Below are 15,842 nucleotides of genomic sequence, written 5' to 3'. Positions count from 1 at the left end.
AAAACCTAAGGTCATCGGGAGCACTTACTGCAACCAATAATCGGAATGCGGACATTGAACCGCAATAATACTGCAAGGCGAACTTGAAGTATTCGACCGTATCCGTTGTAGCAGGATGACTGCCCAACAAACCGATGGTATAGAGAGGAAACATGAAATTCCGATAAAAGACCAAGAAAAGGCCGGAAAAAGGAAATAAAAAAGCGAGGGCGCAAGTACAGCACCTTCCGGACGGCCTCGCGAGCCTCAGATCGGTAAACTGCCCCTACGCCCAAGCCAGCCGCCTGCATGGGAATGCAGGGGCATGACAAGGGTTTCAGACAAAATTTACACCGATCTATAAACCTGTTATCATCTAACAGTCGCGAGTTTACCGGAAAGGTATAAAGGTTTGTCCTAACCTTAAATATATTGCGGCTATGGAACCGCTTTCATTGGCAAAGTTAGCATAATTTCTGCGTTTCGGATTTGTGTCGGAACAAAGATATGAAAAATCTCCAATCAACACCATATGATGTTGCTAAAAATATCGAATCGATTTTTGCTTTGTCAAAAATTTAGGTTTGCAACAGACAGAGCCCATATTAGTGGATTTGATAGCCAAACGGCTGCGGGAGATTCGGGAATCGCATAACGACACGAAAGAATATGTTATGCACAAAACCGGATTGGGCATATCCGATTACGAGCGAAAGGCCAAATTCCCTACATTAGCCTCAATCGCCAAATTTTGTAAATTATACGACATGTCCCTTGAAGATTTCTTTTCAGGGATGACGTATCCCAAAGAGAAATAAAAGCGGAAAGTAAATCTTTCCGCTTTTTTTATTGGTATTGTTCGCATAATCTACTTTTCCTCAGATTTCAGCGGCAGCACCTGTTTCGCATTCAGCGGCGAGACAACCGGTTGGCCCGTTTCCTGTTCCAAGCGTTCGCGGGCTTCACGGGCAACCGAACCGCCGCGTCGGGCGACTTCGGCATGCTGCCCGAAAGTCCGAGGATTCCGCGTTTCGGAAATCTCTTTGGTCGAGAGTTCGGCAAGCATGTTCAACACCAACTCCTTATTGGTCATGTTGTCGCGTAGGTTTTCTTTTTTCAATCCCTTGAATCGTTTGTACTCCTTGGCACTTTTACCGGCCCATGTGCGATAGATGATGTCGGTCAGTGTGGCGAACTGCACGCCCTCCTGCAAGCCGTGCTTCCGCCACTCATCGGTCAGTTCCTTGCGGATTTCGATGCTTTTCAGCCGTTGGTTGATCCAGTTCTCCGAGTAGCCCAGCCGCTTGTAGTCGGTCAAAGCCTGTTCGATACCCAGTTCCGGGTCTTGCATCTGGTCGAGCCGTTCGCGCGCCACCTGCGCCATCCATAATTTGAACGGCTCGGCTTTGGGCGAGGGAATGGATTGAATCAACCGAAACAACTGTTCGGTATCAGCCACGTCCGTCAGACGCATTTTGCCGTCGGCAGCAGGCATTTTCAACTGTCCGATTTTTTCGGACACTTCACTTCCCTCTGTCTTCAATTTCTTTTTCAGGTCGTTCCAATACTTGCGCGGGCGGTCTGTCCCCGTCAGCACCTCAATCGTGTCGATAATGGAAAAATACCATTTCTCCTCTACATCGTCCCAAAGAGTGCGCACACGCCGTTCCTCGAAAATCCGGATTGTATTCTGCTGTGTCATATACGTTACAAATATAACGATTTACTTTTATTCCCCGATTTATTGCAGCGAATTCAGCCGTTTGCCGAAAGCCGCCATTTCCCGGCCGATGACCGTCTCGGAGAACTTGGCGTAGTGACGCGTCATGTTCGTGTTGGTATGGCCCAGAATCTTGGCCAGAACATCGATGGGCATTCCGTATTCCACGGCCATGCAAGCGAAAGTGTGGCGCGCGCAGTGGGTTGTCAGGACCTTGTCGATGCCGCATATCGCTGCCACTTCTTTCAGATAGCTGTTCATCTTCTGATTGCTCGGCGTGGGGAGCAGACGGCCGCGTGCGATGCAAATCGCATCGTCTTCATAGCGGCGCAGAATCGCCAGCGGTGTTTCGAGCAGCGGTATGCGGCTTATAACAGCCGTTTTCTGACGCGGCTTGTGAATCCACCACATGCCGCTGTCATCCTGCGAGATATGCTCGCGCTGCAGGTGGTCGGCATCGGCGAACGCCAGCCCCGTGAAGCAACAGAAGACAAAAACGTCGCGGATGCGTGCCAGCCGACGGTCGAGTTCTTTATGCGTCAGCGTATCGAGCTCTCCGAGCGACAGGTGCTCTTTGGCCTGTGCCTCATCCTCTTTGAGTTTATAGTATTTGAACGGATTCTTATTGATCCACTCGTTGCGGATGCAGTAGAGCACGAAATTGCGCAGGCAGTCCAATATGCCTATCGCACCGTTGTGGCGGCAGCGGTGGGCCGTCTGCAAAAAGAGGTTGAAGCCGTCGAGAAATTCGTAGTTGATGTTTTCCACCGGAATGTCCGCGCCTTTGCCGTGTTTGACAAGGTACTCTTTCAGATAGCGCAGTAGCCGGTCGTACTTGTCTGCCGTGCGTTGCGTAATGCGGATGCCGACTTCGTTCTGCCGACGCTTGCAGTAGTCGGCCAGTCCCTCGATGAGCATCAGCGTGTCGCATAGCGGATTGAGATAGCGGCGTTTGATTTGCAGTGCGTTCGCTTCGTATCCCTCAGCCTGTAACGTCCGCCGCACTTCCATGATTTTTGCCCGGAATTCGTTGAGCGTTTCGTTGACCTGCACGGACAACTTGTTCGCACCCAACGCCCGCTCTTTCTTTTGATCCCACAACTCGGGATTGCCGTCGCATCGGGTGTAGAGTTCCTGCCGCATTCCGCCTGTCGTGATGCGTGCGTAAATCGAAGCCAGCCCGCTCTTTTTGGTGCGTGCACGCCGCATGATGAACAGGATGTTGAAATTGTTGTTTTTCATACTCCTCGCATTTGTTTTGTCTGAAAATAATACGTTCGCAAGGGGCATATATTGCGGGGCAATTCACTGCAAAAGAATGCATTATGCATCAATTCGGGAACAGATTTTCGGCCGTGGGATCTGTTCCCTTTTCGTCGCCGGATAAGCTGCTTCCCGTTGCATCCGGTTGCACTACGGAAAAATCGGAGGAATTTATAAAGTGATGATTTTTAGTCAATTTGCCTTTTGTTGCCGAGAGGTGCAACAAAAAAAGAGACCCCGAAAGGTCTCTTTTGTGCGGATAAAGGGACTCGAACCCCCACGCCGTAAGGCATCAGATCCTAAGTCTGACGTGGCTACCAATTACACCATATCCGCATACGGACTGCCGGAACGCGGCCTGCCCGCATGCAAAGATAACGCAAGGCGAGCGGAATACCAAATTTATTTGACATTCCCGGGGCCGCGGCCTCTCTTTTGAAAAGATAACACAAAAAATGCAATTCTCCGCTCGGAGCGTGCGGTTTATCCGGTTTTTTGTTTAATTTTGCCGTTGTCAAGTTCCGGTCCGGTGACGCGCGGCGGCGTTAAAGGCAGCGCAGGAAACGGTGTGGCGGCGGCAAGAAGACGGCACGAAAACGGTATAGAACCAAGAAGTGCAGGAATACGCCCGCACACGCTTCCGCAGCCCGCAAAACCGGACCCTCAAAGCAGTATTGCAGTATGAAAGAGAACAACATGGGATACGATCCTTCCGAGTTCGAGGAGGACGATTACGGGGTTTCGCAGCCCGATGCCGACAAGTCGATCCGCGGTTACCGCATCGTCATCATCATCCTGTCGGTCATCCTGGTGGCTTTGTCCGCACTCTACTTCAGCATCCACCGTCAGCAGATGCTCGACAACCAGCTGCTGCAGGTCGAGCGCGATTCGATTCAGAACGACCTCGGGCGTCTGATGACCGATTTCGACAACCTCCGGATTACGAACGACACCATTTCCGCCAGTCTCAGTTTCGAGCGCGAGCGCGCCGATTCGCTGATGGGGCGGCTCAAGAAGGAGCGTTCGTGGAGCCTGGCCAAAATCAAGCAGTACGAGAAGGAGGTCGGGACCCTGCGGACCATCATGCGCGGTTATATCAAGCAGATAGATTCGCTCAATACGCTCAACAAGCAGCTTATCGAGGAGAATGTTTCGTTCCGCAAGGAGATTTCGTCCGCCAACCTCCGCGCCGACATGGCCGAGGAGAAGGCCGCCGAGCTCAACAACAAGGTGCGCGCCGGGTCGGTCATCCGGGCCCGCGACATCCGGCTCACGGCGCTCAACGACCGTAGCAAGCCCGTTTCGCGTATCAAGAACGCGTCGCGTCTGCGCGTCGATTTCGTCTTGTCCGCCAACGACTTGGCAAGCCCCGGCGAGAAGACCGTCTACGTGCGCATCACGTCGCCCGACGGTTATCTGCTCACCACCGACGCCACGCCTGCGTTCGAGTTCGAGGGCGAGCGGATGCCTTATTCGGCCATGCGTTCGGTCGATTACCAGAACCAGGACCTCGAGGTGGGTATCTACTTCAACAGCTCCGGTTTCACGCCCGGTACTTACCGCATCCAGCTCTATTGCGAGGGGCGGGCCATCGGGTCGGCCGATGTGATGATGAAATAGCCGTTGCAGGATGGAAATCAGAAGTCGTTTCGACCATTTCAACATCAACGTCTCGGACCTCGACCGCAGCCTGGCTTTCTACGGCAAGGCGTTGGGGTTGAGGGAGGTAGGCCGCAAGCAGGCTGCCGACGGCAGTTTCACGCTGGTCTACCTCGGCGACGGCGAAACCGGGTTCCGGCTTGAGCTTACGTGGCTGCGCGACCATTCGGGGCCTTACGAGCTCGGCGAAAACGAGAGCCACCTGTGTCTGCGCATCGCGGGCGATTACGAGGCTGTGCGGGCTTTCCACCGCGAAATGGGCTGCATCTGCTTCGAGAACCACGATATGGGGCTCTACTTCATCGCCGACCCCGACGATTACTGGATCGAAATCCTGCCTTTCAAATAGTTTCGCCATGCAGCAGTCCAACGCCATGCAGCAGGAGGTCGCCGAGGCGGTCCGGGTCCTGCGCGCAGGGGGTGTCATCCTCTATCCCACCGACACGGTCTGGGGGTTGGGGTGCGATGCTACCAACGCCGAAGCCGTGGCTAAGATTTACCGTCTCAAGCAGTCCGACAACAAGAAGTCCATGTTGGTGCTCTGCGCTTCGGCCGACATGGTCGTGCGCTATGTCGACCGGGCTCCCGGCATCGCTTTCGAGGTCATGGAGTTGGCCACCAAGCCCCTCACGCTGATTTTGCCGGGCGCCGTCGGCGTCGCGCCGAACCTCGTTCCCGACGAGGGTACGCTCGGCGTGCGGGTTCCCGACCACGAATTCTGCCGGCAGCTGCTCCGGGCTTTCGGGCGTCCGGTCGTTTCGACTTCCGCCAACATCTCCGGCCACGAGGCTCCCGCCGGTTTGCAGGAGGTCGCCCGCGAGTTGGTCGAGGGGGTCGATTTCGTCGTCAATCCCCGTTTCGAGGGCAAACCCACCCGCAAGGCTTCGTCGATCATCGCGTTCGGCGAGGGCGGCGAGGTCCGAATCATCCGCGACTGATGGCACGCGTTCTCGAAACTCCCGTCCAGCAGCGTTTTTCGGACATCGACCCGTTCATGCACGTCAACAACGTCGCACAGCAGGCTTATTTCGACGTCGGCAAGGTCGATTTCTATCGCAAGGTGCTCGGCGCCGAGGTCTTGTTGGGCGATTTGCGCATCGTCACCGTTTCGACTTCCACTTCCTACATCGGGCAGGTCCGGTTGTACGACGACGTGCGCGTGCTGACCACCTGCGAGAAAGTCGGCAACAAAAGCATCACCCTTTTCCAGCGGCTCGTCGTCGGCGGGCAGACCCTTTCCGAAAGCCGTTCCGTCATGGTCGTCTTCAGTTTCGCCCGGCAGTCCGGCGAGCCCGTGCCCGCAGCGTGGCGCGAAAGTCTGTTGTCGGAATAGGGCCTTTCTTTGCGTCGGTTCATGGACATCGGTAAGTTCAAAGGCCATGCGGCCCTGTGGGTCGCCAATATCGTCTGGGGGCTCAACGCTCCCATTTGCAAGGGCGTGCTCGTCTCGGGGCAGAATCCCGGCGGGGTCAATCCGTTTGCGCTCAGCGTTTTCCGCATGGTCGGGGCCTGCCTGCTCTTTTGGACCGTTTCGGCGTTCCTGCCCCGCGAGCGGGTCGCGCCGCGCGACGTGCTGATGTTGCTGTTCGCTTCGGTCTTCGGCATCCAGCTCAACCAGATGCTCTTTTTGTGGGGCTTGTCGCTCACTTCGCCCATTGATTCGTCCATCATCGCCACCATCGTCCCCGTCCTCACCATGATTCTGGCCATGTTCTTCCTCCGCGAGCCCATCACGTGGCTCAAGTCGGGCGGGGTCGCGCTGGGTTGTTTCGGGGCTCTGTTGCTGGTCTATGTCAGCCAGCACGGCGCGGGGCAGACTTCCAGTGTCGTCGGCGATTTCCTTTGCATCGTCAGCGCCGTCAGCTACGCCGTTTACCTCACGGCGTTCCGCAATACCATCGTCCGTTATTCGCCCGTCACTACCATGAAATGGATGTTCCTTTTCGCCGCCGCGGTGTCGGTCGCCGTCTATTTCCGGCCTTTGTCCGAAGTCGACTACGCCGCTCTTTCGCCGCGGACCTGGGGCGGCATCGGTTACGTGGTCGTCTGTTCGACGTTTTTTTCCTATTTCATGGTCCCCATCGGGCAGCGTTATCTGAGACCTACGGTAGTTTCCATCTACAATTACGTGCAGCCCGTCGTCGCCGTGGCGTTCACCATCGCCGTAGGGTTGGATTCGTTCGGTTTTTCCAAGGCCGCCGCCGCGTTGTGCGTCTTCGCCGGGGTTTGGTGCGTCACCCGTTCCAAGTCGCGCGCGCAGTTGGACGCCGAGCGGCAGTAGCCGTCGTGTCGAGGTGTACGAAGCCGCGCCGATACGGTCACAATAAATAAGGCAGAAAGATTTGTCTTTCTGCCTTGGGTGTGTCGGTTATTTTTTCGGAGGATAATTTATCGGGGCGAAAAAATCGCTGAGCGAAATTCCATAAAATTCGCATATTTTGAGAATCGACATCAGTGTAGGGACTTTGTGTCCGACTTCGTAGCTGTTGATACTCAAATGCACCTGTTCGATAAGATATTCTTGGGTATGACCGTGTTCATTGCGCAGCTCCTTGATTCTTTGCGCAATTTTTCCGACAAGTTCTTGGTCGATATAGTAACGGCCCTTTTGCATTTTCATACATATTTGCAAATATGTAAACCGTTTTTATGTAAAACCGTAGCCTTGCGGTTTCCTATTTATGAATACTATTTAGTATGCTCAACCACATATTCTTGCGAATACTTTCTCGCTGAACGCAACTCTTTCAAGCGTTCGGCAATCAGTTCCGTAAGCGTACTATCCCGTCTTTTGGACTGTCCTTTCTTCAAAATATTATTTCTTCAGCGGATAGTCAAAGGAGTCCGTATCGAAAAATTCCCGTAGCGTGATGTTATAGAGTTCGCAGATTTTTCGGATAGACATGATATTAGGAATTTTACGCCCCGCTTCATATCTGTATATATCCGAGTGGGATTGGTCTATCGCCGTTTCTTGGGCAATCTTATGATTTTTGCGTAACTCTTTTATCCGTTCGACTAATTTTTTTGCCAATTCAGGGTCTTTGTAGCGGGACTTCCTTTCCATAAATACAAAAAAATCAGTATTTTTATTCAATTATCACGGCCTATTAGCAGGGGAAATAATTATTTTGCTTATATTTGTAGCGAATTAAACTTAGCGACTGCACAAATTATGCTACCTTTGCGGATAGATAGTTCGGCTTAGCCGACGGACATAACGACATAAAGGGTAAACAACTCTTTATACCTGCTTGTAAACTTGGGACCCTCGAAAGAGGTTGTTTAATCTGGGTATAAGGTTGTCAGTCCTCGGTTATGTCCTGCTTGTTCTTTTTCTACAAGCAGGGCTTGACTGGGGCGCAGGACAGCTTCCAGATTATAGGTTCCCAAGACCTACAAGCAGGGGCTGACACCGCGCCCCTTTTTTTGTTTTCGTGGGTGTTGAGTGTCCAACACAAGCTAATTGCGGCTGCAGCATATTGTGGAATAAATTTAAGGGCGGCCGGGACCGTCGCACCCCGCCCTGGTTTTTTTAAGACTGCCTGCCGAATAACTTGATAATATATAGTCTGCGCAGAATTCCTGCGTAAGACTTACCCTGACCGCCGGGCCCTGGGTGCGGAGAAACGGAGCCCCGGAGGTTGAGTTGCGTCACATCCCAGCAACGTTTTTCTGCTCCGCACCCATTTTTAACAATTACACCAGCAACAACCTCCGATGTTCATTCTGAATGTCTGCGACAAAGCCATCCACGACAGAATGAACAAAGGACCGAAGCACAAGGAATCAAAAACCTTGTGCTTCGCTGTTTATCACAGATTCTGAGCACAGCGAAATAAGCGAAGCGACGAGTGCCCGACGAACGAAGCATCTGCGTACTCCCTCCCTGCAGAGAGCGCGTCGTTTTTTCCCTCGAAAGCCTTGATTTGGGCAATCTTTTATTTTCGGCGTGCTATTTGCAGGACGTTCCGTGTCATTTAAACTTTTTTAGAGTTATGAAAGAGTACAGCAACAAAAAGGAAAGCACCGCTGCTTCGCGTAGCCAGAAGTCTACGACGACCGCCAGCCATCGTTCCAAGGGCCCCGAGGCCAAGTCCGCTTCCAAGCCCGCTTCGGGCCGCGCCACTTCCGGGCGTTCGACGGCCAAGACCACGTCGTCGCGCAGCTCCTCGTCGCGGAGCACCAAGTAGGCGTCACAGCGTACGAAAAGCCTGCATCCCGTTGGAATGCAGGCTTTTTTGTTTGTCGGCAGAAAAGGGCCGTCAGCGTTGTGCAGCGTAGGCTTTCAGTCCTGTGCGCAGGAATTCCACGAATCCCGCCACGTCGAGGTCATAGCCGCGCGGCGGTGCCAGCAGCTGTCCGTTGCGGCCTTGCAGAATGTAGCAGGGCTGGGCGTTCACTCCGTAGGTTTTGCGCGCCAGGTAGGAGTTGATTTTGCCGAGACTTTTCAGCACCTTGCCCCCGTCGGTGGTCACCCATTCGCTTTCGGGCAGTTGTTTTTTGTCGTCCGAATAGAGGGCGCAGATTACATAGTCGTCGCGCAGAATCGCCAGCACTTCCGGGTCCGACCAGACGCGCGATTCCATTTCGCGGCAGTTCACGCAGCCGTGGCCCGTGAAGTCGATGAAGAGCGGTTTGTTCACGCGGGCGGCGTAGGCTTCGGCTTCCGCAAGGTCGAAGAAGCCCTCCAGCCCGTGGGGCAGGTGCAGGAAGTCGGCGTATTTGCGTTTTTGCGGCGCGGCCGTTTCCGTCGTCGGGGTCGCCGCAGCACCCGGCGTCAGGATGAAATCCTGCGTCGTCAGCGGCGGCAGGTAACCCGAAAGCCCCTTGAGCGGCGCTCCCCACATGCCCGGTATCATGTAGACCACGAACGAGAAGACCGCAATTGCCAGCGCCAGCCGCCCCACGCCCACATGGGAGAGGTCGCTGTCGTGCGCGAACTTCAGCTTGCCCAGCAGGTAGAGCCCCAGCAGCGAGAAGACCACGATCCAGACGGCCAGGTATATTTCGCGGTCGAGCAGTCCCCAGTGGTAGGTCTGGTCGGCCACCGACAGGAACTTGAATCCCAGCGCCACTTCGATGAATCCGATGACGATTTTCACCGAGTTGAGCCAGCCGCCGCTCTTGGGCAGTTTTTTCAGTATCGACGGGAACAGCGCAAAGAGCGTGAACGGCAGGGCGAACGCCAGCGAGAAAGCCAGCATCGTCAGTATCGGCGCCCAGAATTCGCCCGAGGTCGATTTGATGAGCACCGAACCCACGATGGGCCCCGTACACGAGAACGACACCAGCACCAGCGTCAGCGCCAGGAAGAAGATGCCGCCCAGTCCCTTGGTGTCGGCCTTGGCGTCGGCCTTGCTGACCATCCACGAAGGCATCGTAATCTCGAACGCGCCGAAGAACGACGCTGCGAAGACCATGAATACCAAGAAGAAGATTACGTTCGGCAGCCAGTGCGTCGCCAGCCAGTTGAAGATGTCGGCCGTCACCGCGTCGCCGCCCGCCGCACGGGTTATCAGAATGATCGCCGCAATCGGCAGCGTGTAGAGCGCTACGATGAAAATGCCGTAGAGCGCCGCGCGCAGGCGGCCCATCGCCGGGCCTCCCTCGCCCTTGAGGAAGTACGAGACGGTCATCGGGACCATCGGGAAGACGCACGGGGTCAGCAGCGCCGCGAATCCCCACAGCACCGCTTCGATTATCAGCGCCCACATGCCTTTGTCGTCCGTCGTATCGTGGGCCGGAGCGGTTGTTCCTTCAACTTTTTCGACAGGCGTTTCTGTCGCTGCGTTTTCCGGGATGCGGATCGTCATTTGCCGTTCGTCGGGCGGTGTGCAGCTCCGGTCATCGCAGAGCATCCATTCGATGGCTGCCTCCACGGTGCCTTGCGTTCCCGTCAGCCGGACGTTTTGGACGAAGACCGCTGTTTCTTCCAGCGTCCCGATTTCCATGTCGAATATCTCGTCGTGGTAGCGGTGGGGCTTCGTCAGCAGTTCCACGCCGCCTTCCAGCGTCACGCCCTCGCCCGGCGTCAGCACGATTGCCGTCGCCGTCGGGCCGTCCGCTTCGTAGGGGCCCATGTCGTACATGTGGTAGCGGGCAGGTATCTGTGCTTCCAGCACTATGCGGTAGGCGTCGCCGCCCTGCGGTTCCACCCGGTGGGTCCACGTCGCCTGCTGCGCCGTCGCCGTCAGCGCGGCCATCGCCGACGCTGCCATCATCAGTATCTTTCGCATTTTCGGTAAGTTTGTTTGCCGAGGACAAAGATAGCGCAAGCCGAGAGCAAAAGCAAACTTGTTTGCATTTTGCCGAGGCGCCGCCGATATTCTGTAAAGATAGCGCAAGCCGAACAATGCCGAATTTGTTCGAGCAGGGGCCGCGCCGCCGACAGTGCAGGACATCCCCGTTTTCAAAGAATCCGAAATCGCACGCCGTTCTTCGTGCCGTTTGCATTATCTTTGTCCCAAACGCAGTTTGTATGAATTCGCAGTTTCTCGTTCCTTTTCTGCTCACGCTCGGAGCCGGCCTGGCTACGGGTATCGGCAGCGCCGTGGCGCTTCTGACCCGGCGGACCAACAAGCGTCTGCTCTCCTTTTCGTTGGGTTTGTCGGGCGGCGTGATGATTTACGTGTCGTTCGTCGAGTTGTTCCGCCAGTCCTGCGAGGCGCTCTCTTCCGCGTGGGGCGAGCGGGTCGGCATGGTTTTCTGCGTCGTCTCGTTCTTCGGGGGCATCCTCCTGATCGGCATCATCGACAGGCTCGTGCCCTCGGTCGAGAATCCCCACGAGGCCCACAGCGTCGAGGAGATGGACCGGCGGCCGCGTCATCCGCGGCTGATGCGCATGGGGGTTCTCACTGCGCTCGCCATCGCCATCCATAACTTCCCCGAGGGCATCGCCACCTTCACCGCCGCTGTCGACAGCAGCGCGCTGGGCGTCGCCATCGCCATTGCCATCGCCATTCACAACATCCCCGAGGGTATCGCCGTCTCCGTCCCCATCTTCTACGCCACGGGCAACCGCAGACAGGCGTTCTGGCTCTCGTTCCTCTCCGGCCTGGCCGAGCCCGTCGGGGCTTTGCTCGCCTGGGCGGTCCTCATGCCTTTCATGTCGCCCACGTTGATGGGCTGCGTGCTCGCCGTCGTCGCAGGAATCATGGTCTTCATTTCCATCGACGAGCTGCTGCCCGCCGCCCGCGAGTACGGCGAGGCCCATACGTCCATCTACGGCGTTGTCGCCGGAATGGCCCTTATGGCAGTAAGTTTGATTATGCTCGCTTAGGGCGCAGTTGTATATTAAGTATAAGTATATGAATATCGTTTTGCTTCTCGTCGGGCTCGGTCTCATCCTCGCCGGGGCCAGCCTGCTCACCGACGGCGCCGCCGCGCTCGCACAGCGGTTCCGGGTTCCCGAGTTCATCGTCGGGCTCACCGTCGTCGCCATCGGCACCTCCACCCCCGAGCTGGTCGTCTCCGTGCTGTCGGCCCTCGGCGGGCAGTCCGACATCGCCGTCGGCAACGTCGTCGGGTCCAACCTTTTCAACGTCTTCGTCATCCTCGGGGTCTGCGCCCTGATCCGGCCCCTCGCCCTTTCGCGCAGCAACATCCGGCGCGACATCCCGTTCGGATTCGTCGCATCGCTGCTGCTGTTTCTGTTCGCTTCGGACAGGCTCCTGCACCTCGGCACGGTCGACCGTATCGACCGCACCGACGGCATCGTCATACTCATGCTTTACATAGGGCTGCTGTGGTTCACCGTCAAGACGGCCGGGCGGAGCGTCGCTTCGGAGCACTCCGCCAAACCCGCCAAAGCCTTGTGGCTCACGCTCGTGTTCATCGTCGTCGGATTGGCCGGGCTGGTCGGGGGCGGCGAGCTGTTTCTCCACCACGCCACCGTCATCGCCCGCAAGCTGGGCGTCAGCGAATCGGTCATCGCCATCACGCTCGTTGCAGGCGGCACTTCGCTGCCCGAGCTGGCTTCGTCGGTCGTTTCGGTCGTCAAGGGCAAGGCCGGGCTCGCGTTGGGCAACGTGCTGGGGTCCAACATCGCCAACATCCTGCTGATTCTCGGCGTCAGCGCCACTATCCGGCCCCTCACGATGGGCGGTATCACCACCCTCGACGTTTCGATGGTGGTGCTCAGTTCGCTGCTTCTGTTTCTCACCGCCTTCACGTTCCGGCGCAAGACCGTCGACCGATGGGAGGGAGCCATTTTCCTGGCTATCTACGCAGCCTATATCTGGTATTTGATTAAATAGCGTTCCAGCAGCCGCGGCACGGCGTAGTCGCCTACCGTTTCGGTCGCCACGGCCAGCGCTTCGGCCGCCGGGGTCAGCTGCGGCGTCTCGATCCGGTGTATCGTGGCGTGAATTGTCCGGTGCGAAAGCTGGTGGCGCGGCATCTCCACGCTGTGTATCAGCTGCCATGCGTCGCCTGCGAGTTCCGCAAAACGGGGCAGGGCCGTCAGCGCCATGAAGTCGGCCGGGCCGTCGGTCTCTATGAGCGGGAATTCGTAGAGCCCCTGCCAGATGTCGCGCCCCTCGCGCCGCGCCAGCAGCGTCTTCCCGCCGCAGACGATGTGCAGATAGTGGAACCAGCGGTCGCTCACTTTCGTGCGGCCTTGTTTGACCGGGCGTTCGGCGGCCGTTCCCACGGCCCGGGCCAAGCAGAGTTCCGCCAGCGGGCAGTCGCCGCAGCGGGGCTGCGCCGGGGTGCATTGCAGGGCCCCGAAATCCATGATGGCCTGGTTGTTGAGCCCCGGATGCGCGGGGTCCAGCTGCGATTGCGCCAGCTCGGCGAACGCCTTGCGGCCCACCGTCGTGTCGATGGGGGTTTCGACGTCGAAAAGCCGCGACAGCACCCGGAAGACATTGCCGTCAAGCACCGCACAGGGCAGGTCGTAGGCTGCCGAGCAGATCGCCGCTGCCGTGTAGTCGCCCACGCCCGGCAGCGCGCGTACTTCGGCGTAGGTCTTCGGGAATTCGCCCCCAAAGCGTTCCGCCACCGTTCGTGCCGCCGCATGGAGGTTGCGCGCACGGCTGTAATAACCCAGCCCCTGCCAAAGTTTGAGCACTTCGTCTTCGGTCGCCGCGGCCAGCGCCCCGATTTCGGGCCAGCGCTGTGTGAACCGCAGGTAGTAGTCCATTCCCTGCGCTACGCGGGTCTGTTGCAGGATCACTTCCGACAGCCAGATGCGGTACGGGTCGCGCGTGCGGCGCCACGGGAGGTCGCGCCCCTCCCGGGCATACCATTCCAGCAGGATGGGGGCTATCCGTCGCATCGGCGCAGTTGCATTATCGGAGAACGAACGCCCGGGGAATCCGGACGAAAGTGGTCCACACCAAGCGCAGCCAAAGAATGACCAGCAGCCACAGGTTGATTTGCAGACCATAGAAGAAATTCATGATTGGCGGCGGGCACAGCACATCGACGGGCATGACTACCACCACCGCGAAGACGGCCCAGAACAGCACGCGGTCCAGGAGCTTCAATTCCCCCCCCCGCTTCATTGTCCAGTACCACATCATGTAGCCTATCAGCGAGATAACGTAGGTGTGGCTTTCGCTCGAATTGCTGAACAGGATGACATAGCCCGTCAGGCAGGCCAGCGCTCCGATGCGGAAATAGTCGCTCCGCCATTGCCGCCACCGCGCGAAGAGCCCTGCCGTCAGCGCCGCCAACACCCCCGCCTGCACCCAGGGCTGCACGGCAAGCAGGTTCAGCGGCCGCAGATAGAAGATGTTCTTCCATTCGCGCGTATCCTTGTGCGAGAGCAGCGCGTCGGCCCATTCGCCGTACCAGCCCGGCAGTCCGTCGGGTGTCGTGCCCACGGCCGGAAGCGCCCACAGCGCGGCTCCGACCAGCACCGCATAGCCCATGTTGCGCCAGAAGCGCGGGTAGCAGACCAGCAGTCCCAGCTGGAAAATGCCGTAGACTTTGGTGAACCCCGACAGTATGATAAGCACCACGGCCCAAAATCCCCGGCCGCGTTCGAGCAGCGCATAGGCAAAAAGGAACATGCAGCCCACGGTCACATTGTATTGGAATGAGAGCTGTGTGCACGCCAATATCAGAAACGTGTAGAGAAACGATTTGCATTTCTCCTCGCGCGTGAAGCGGGGCAGGGTGAAAATCGCCGCGAACCACAGCGTGAAGTTGAAGAGGTTCCACGCCACCGGGCCCAGCAATCCGGGCAGGTAGGCGAACGGCGCGAACAGCACGTTGAACAGCGGTCCGTAGAGGAAATAGTCGAGCCGCATCCCCGCCGGGGGCCAGTTTGCGCCGTAGGGAGCTATCTGCTGCCAGAACAGCTTGGTCGCCTCGGCGAAAATCATGAAATTGCGGTGACGCCCGCGCGACGCTTCGATAAGCGACAGCGCGAGTATCAGCAGAAAACCGATTATGTAGAGGTTGCGCGGGCTGAGAAAGAAAGCCCCGGCCCGACCTAAAAAGCCGCCCTTGTGCGGGCGGCGTGCCGATAGTTGCGGCGTCATTGCTGGCGCTTGCGGATTTTACGCCACGGCAGTCCCATCACGCCGAAAAGCGCTTCGCCGAAGATGCCGCCGCTCATTTTCGAGGTTCCCTCCTGGCGGTCGACGAAGACGATGGAGACCTCCTCGATTTTCATCCCCAGGCGCCATGCCGTGTATTTCATTTCTATCTGGAAGCCGTAGCCCTTCATTTTTATGCGATCGAAGTCGATGGCTTCCAATGCCTTGCGCGAATAGCAGACGAATCCGGCCGTGGCGTCGTGCACGGGCATCCGGGTCACCGTGCGCACGTATTTCGAGGCGAAGTACGACATCATCAGCCGCGACATAGGCCAGTTGACCACGTTCACCCCTTTCACATAGCGCGAACCCACCACCACGTCGCTGCCAGCGGCCGCGGCGGCGAAAAGCCGTACCAGGTCGTCGGGGTTGTGCGAGAAATCGCAGTCCATTTCGCACATGTAGTCGTAGCCGTGGTCCAGCCCCCAGCGGAAGCCCGTCAGGTAGGCCGTGCCCAGCCCCAGCTTGCCGCTGCGCTCCACCAAGTGCAGCCGCCCGGGGAAATCCTGCTGGCGCTGCTTGACGATTGCGGCGGTGCCGTCGGGCGAACCGTCGTCGATAATCAGCAGGTCGAACTCTTCGGGCAGCGAGAAGACCTTGGCTATCATGGCCGCGACATTCTCCTTTTCGTTATAGGTGGGTATGATTACCAGTTTGCGCATGGTTTTTCA

16 protein-coding genes and 1 tRNA gene are annotated in these 15,842 nt (G+C 57.3%); 8 read left to right on the top strand and 9 right to left on the bottom strand.

Annotation, left to right across the window (positions count from 1 at the left end; all coding sequences use genetic code 11):
• Positions 1-847: 847 nt before the first annotated feature.
• The 3 genes from QVG21_RS03770 to QVG21_RS03760 all read right to left on the bottom strand — a co-directional run bounded on the left by QVG21_RS03770 (position 848) and on the right by QVG21_RS03760 (position 3,298).
• Complete coding sequence (locus QVG21_RS03770) at positions 848-1,681, bottom strand: BRO-N domain-containing protein (protein ID WP_287922404.1); 834 nt, start codon at positions 1,679-1,681, stop codon at positions 848-850.
• Between the two features lie 39 nt (positions 1,682-1,720).
• Entirely contained in the window at positions 1,721-2,941 is a 1,221-nt protein-coding gene (locus QVG21_RS03765) for a site-specific integrase (protein WP_287922402.1), read from the bottom strand.
• 275 nt (positions 2,942-3,216) lie between these two features.
• Positions 3,217-3,298: transfer RNA gene (locus QVG21_RS03760), tRNA-Leu, on the bottom strand.
• Positions 3,299-3,643: 345 nt separating this feature from the next.
• Between QVG21_RS03760 and QVG21_RS03755 the strand changes: the two genes are divergently transcribed.
• Genes QVG21_RS03755 through QVG21_RS03735 form a run of 5 tightly spaced genes read left to right on the top strand, consistent with a single transcriptional unit; the run spans position 3,644 to position 6,902 of the window.
• Complete coding sequence (locus QVG21_RS03755) at positions 3,644-4,582, top strand: DUF8429 coiled-coil domain-containing protein (RefSeq protein WP_287922400.1); 939 nt, start codon at positions 3,644-3,646, stop codon at positions 4,580-4,582.
• 10 nt (positions 4,583-4,592) lie between these two features.
• Complete coding sequence (locus QVG21_RS03750; protein WP_287922398.1) at positions 4,593-4,970, top strand: VOC family protein; 378 nt, start codon at positions 4,593-4,595, stop codon at positions 4,968-4,970.
• A gap of 7 nt (positions 4,971-4,977) precedes the next feature.
• Entirely contained in the window at positions 4,978-5,559 is a 582-nt protein-coding gene (locus QVG21_RS03745; protein ID WP_251214603.1) for an L-threonylcarbamoyladenylate synthase, read from the top strand.
• Positions 5,559-5,954: an acyl-CoA thioesterase gene (locus QVG21_RS03740; RefSeq protein ID WP_251214604.1), complete on the top strand. Its 396-nt coding sequence runs from the start codon at positions 5,559-5,561 to the stop codon at positions 5,952-5,954. The genes QVG21_RS03745 and QVG21_RS03740 overlap by 1 nt, the downstream gene beginning before the upstream one ends.
• 21 nt (positions 5,955-5,975) lie before the next feature.
• Positions 5,976-6,902 (top strand): DMT family transporter, encoded by a 927-nt coding sequence (locus QVG21_RS03735; protein WP_287922408.1) that lies wholly within the window; start codon positions 5,976-5,978, stop codon positions 6,900-6,902.
• 87 nt (positions 6,903-6,989) lie between these two features.
• Here the strand turns inward: QVG21_RS03735 and QVG21_RS03730 are convergent, their stop codons facing one another.
• Positions 6,990-7,241 carry a helix-turn-helix transcriptional regulator gene (locus QVG21_RS03730; protein WP_251214606.1) on the bottom strand — a complete coding sequence of 84 codons (252 nt, stop codon included), beginning with the start codon at positions 7,239-7,241 and terminating at the stop codon, positions 6,990-6,992.
• Between the two features lie 195 nt (positions 7,242-7,436).
• Positions 7,437-7,718 carry a helix-turn-helix domain-containing protein gene (locus QVG21_RS03725; protein WP_287922395.1) on the bottom strand — a complete coding sequence of 94 codons (282 nt, stop codon included), beginning with the start codon at positions 7,716-7,718 and terminating at the stop codon, positions 7,437-7,439.
• 901 nt (positions 7,719-8,619) lie between these two features.
• On the opposite strand from QVG21_RS03725, the gene QVG21_RS03720 reads away from it, so the two are divergent.
• On the top strand, positions 8,620-8,814 hold the full coding sequence (locus tag QVG21_RS03720; protein ID WP_251215148.1) for a hypothetical protein: 195 nt from the start codon (positions 8,620-8,622) through the stop codon (positions 8,812-8,814).
• Between the two features lie 72 nt (positions 8,815-8,886).
• Here the strand turns inward: QVG21_RS03720 and QVG21_RS03715 are convergent, their stop codons facing one another.
• Positions 8,887-10,860: a protein-disulfide reductase DsbD family protein gene (locus QVG21_RS03715; RefSeq protein WP_287922393.1), complete on the bottom strand. Its 1,974-nt coding sequence runs from the start codon at positions 10,858-10,860 to the stop codon at positions 8,887-8,889.
• A 242-nt stretch (positions 10,861-11,102) separates the two neighbouring features.
• Between QVG21_RS03715 and zupT the strand changes: the two genes are divergently transcribed.
• Entirely contained in the window at positions 11,103-11,903 is an 801-nt protein-coding gene (gene zupT / locus QVG21_RS03710; protein ID WP_287922391.1) for a zinc transporter ZupT, read from the top strand.
• A gap of 28 nt (positions 11,904-11,931) precedes the next feature.
• Positions 11,932-12,879, top strand: coding sequence for a calcium/sodium antiporter (locus tag QVG21_RS03705; protein WP_287922390.1), 948 nt, complete (start codon positions 11,932-11,934; stop codon positions 12,877-12,879).
• Here QVG21_RS03705 and mutY read toward each other — a convergent pair.
• The 3 genes from mutY to QVG21_RS03690 are packed head-to-tail and all read right to left on the bottom strand — an operon-like array spanning position 12,855 to position 15,833.
• Complete coding sequence (gene mutY / locus QVG21_RS03700) at positions 12,855-13,901, bottom strand: A/G-specific adenine glycosylase (RefSeq protein ID WP_287922389.1); 1,047 nt, start codon at positions 13,899-13,901, stop codon at positions 12,855-12,857. The genes QVG21_RS03705 and mutY overlap by 25 nt on opposite strands.
• A 13-nt stretch (positions 13,902-13,914) precedes the next feature.
• A complete protein-coding gene (locus QVG21_RS03695) occupies positions 13,915-15,114 on the bottom strand; it encodes a glycosyltransferase family 87 protein (protein ID WP_287922387.1) in 1,200 nt (399 codons plus the stop codon).
• Positions 15,111-15,833, bottom strand: coding sequence for a polyprenol monophosphomannose synthase (locus tag QVG21_RS03690; protein WP_287922386.1), 723 nt, complete (start codon positions 15,831-15,833; stop codon positions 15,111-15,113). The genes QVG21_RS03695 and QVG21_RS03690 overlap by 4 nt, the downstream gene beginning before the upstream one ends.
• Positions 15,834-15,842: the final 9 nt, after the last annotated feature.

Origin of the sequence: Alistipes sp. UBA6068 (assembly GCF_949428155.1) — a bacterium.
Lineage (GTDB): Bacteria > Bacteroidota > Bacteroidia > Bacteroidales > Rikenellaceae > Alistipes > Alistipes muris.
Note: the sequence above shows the minus strand (reverse complement) of the source record. Positions and strands in the feature narration are given on the sequence as shown.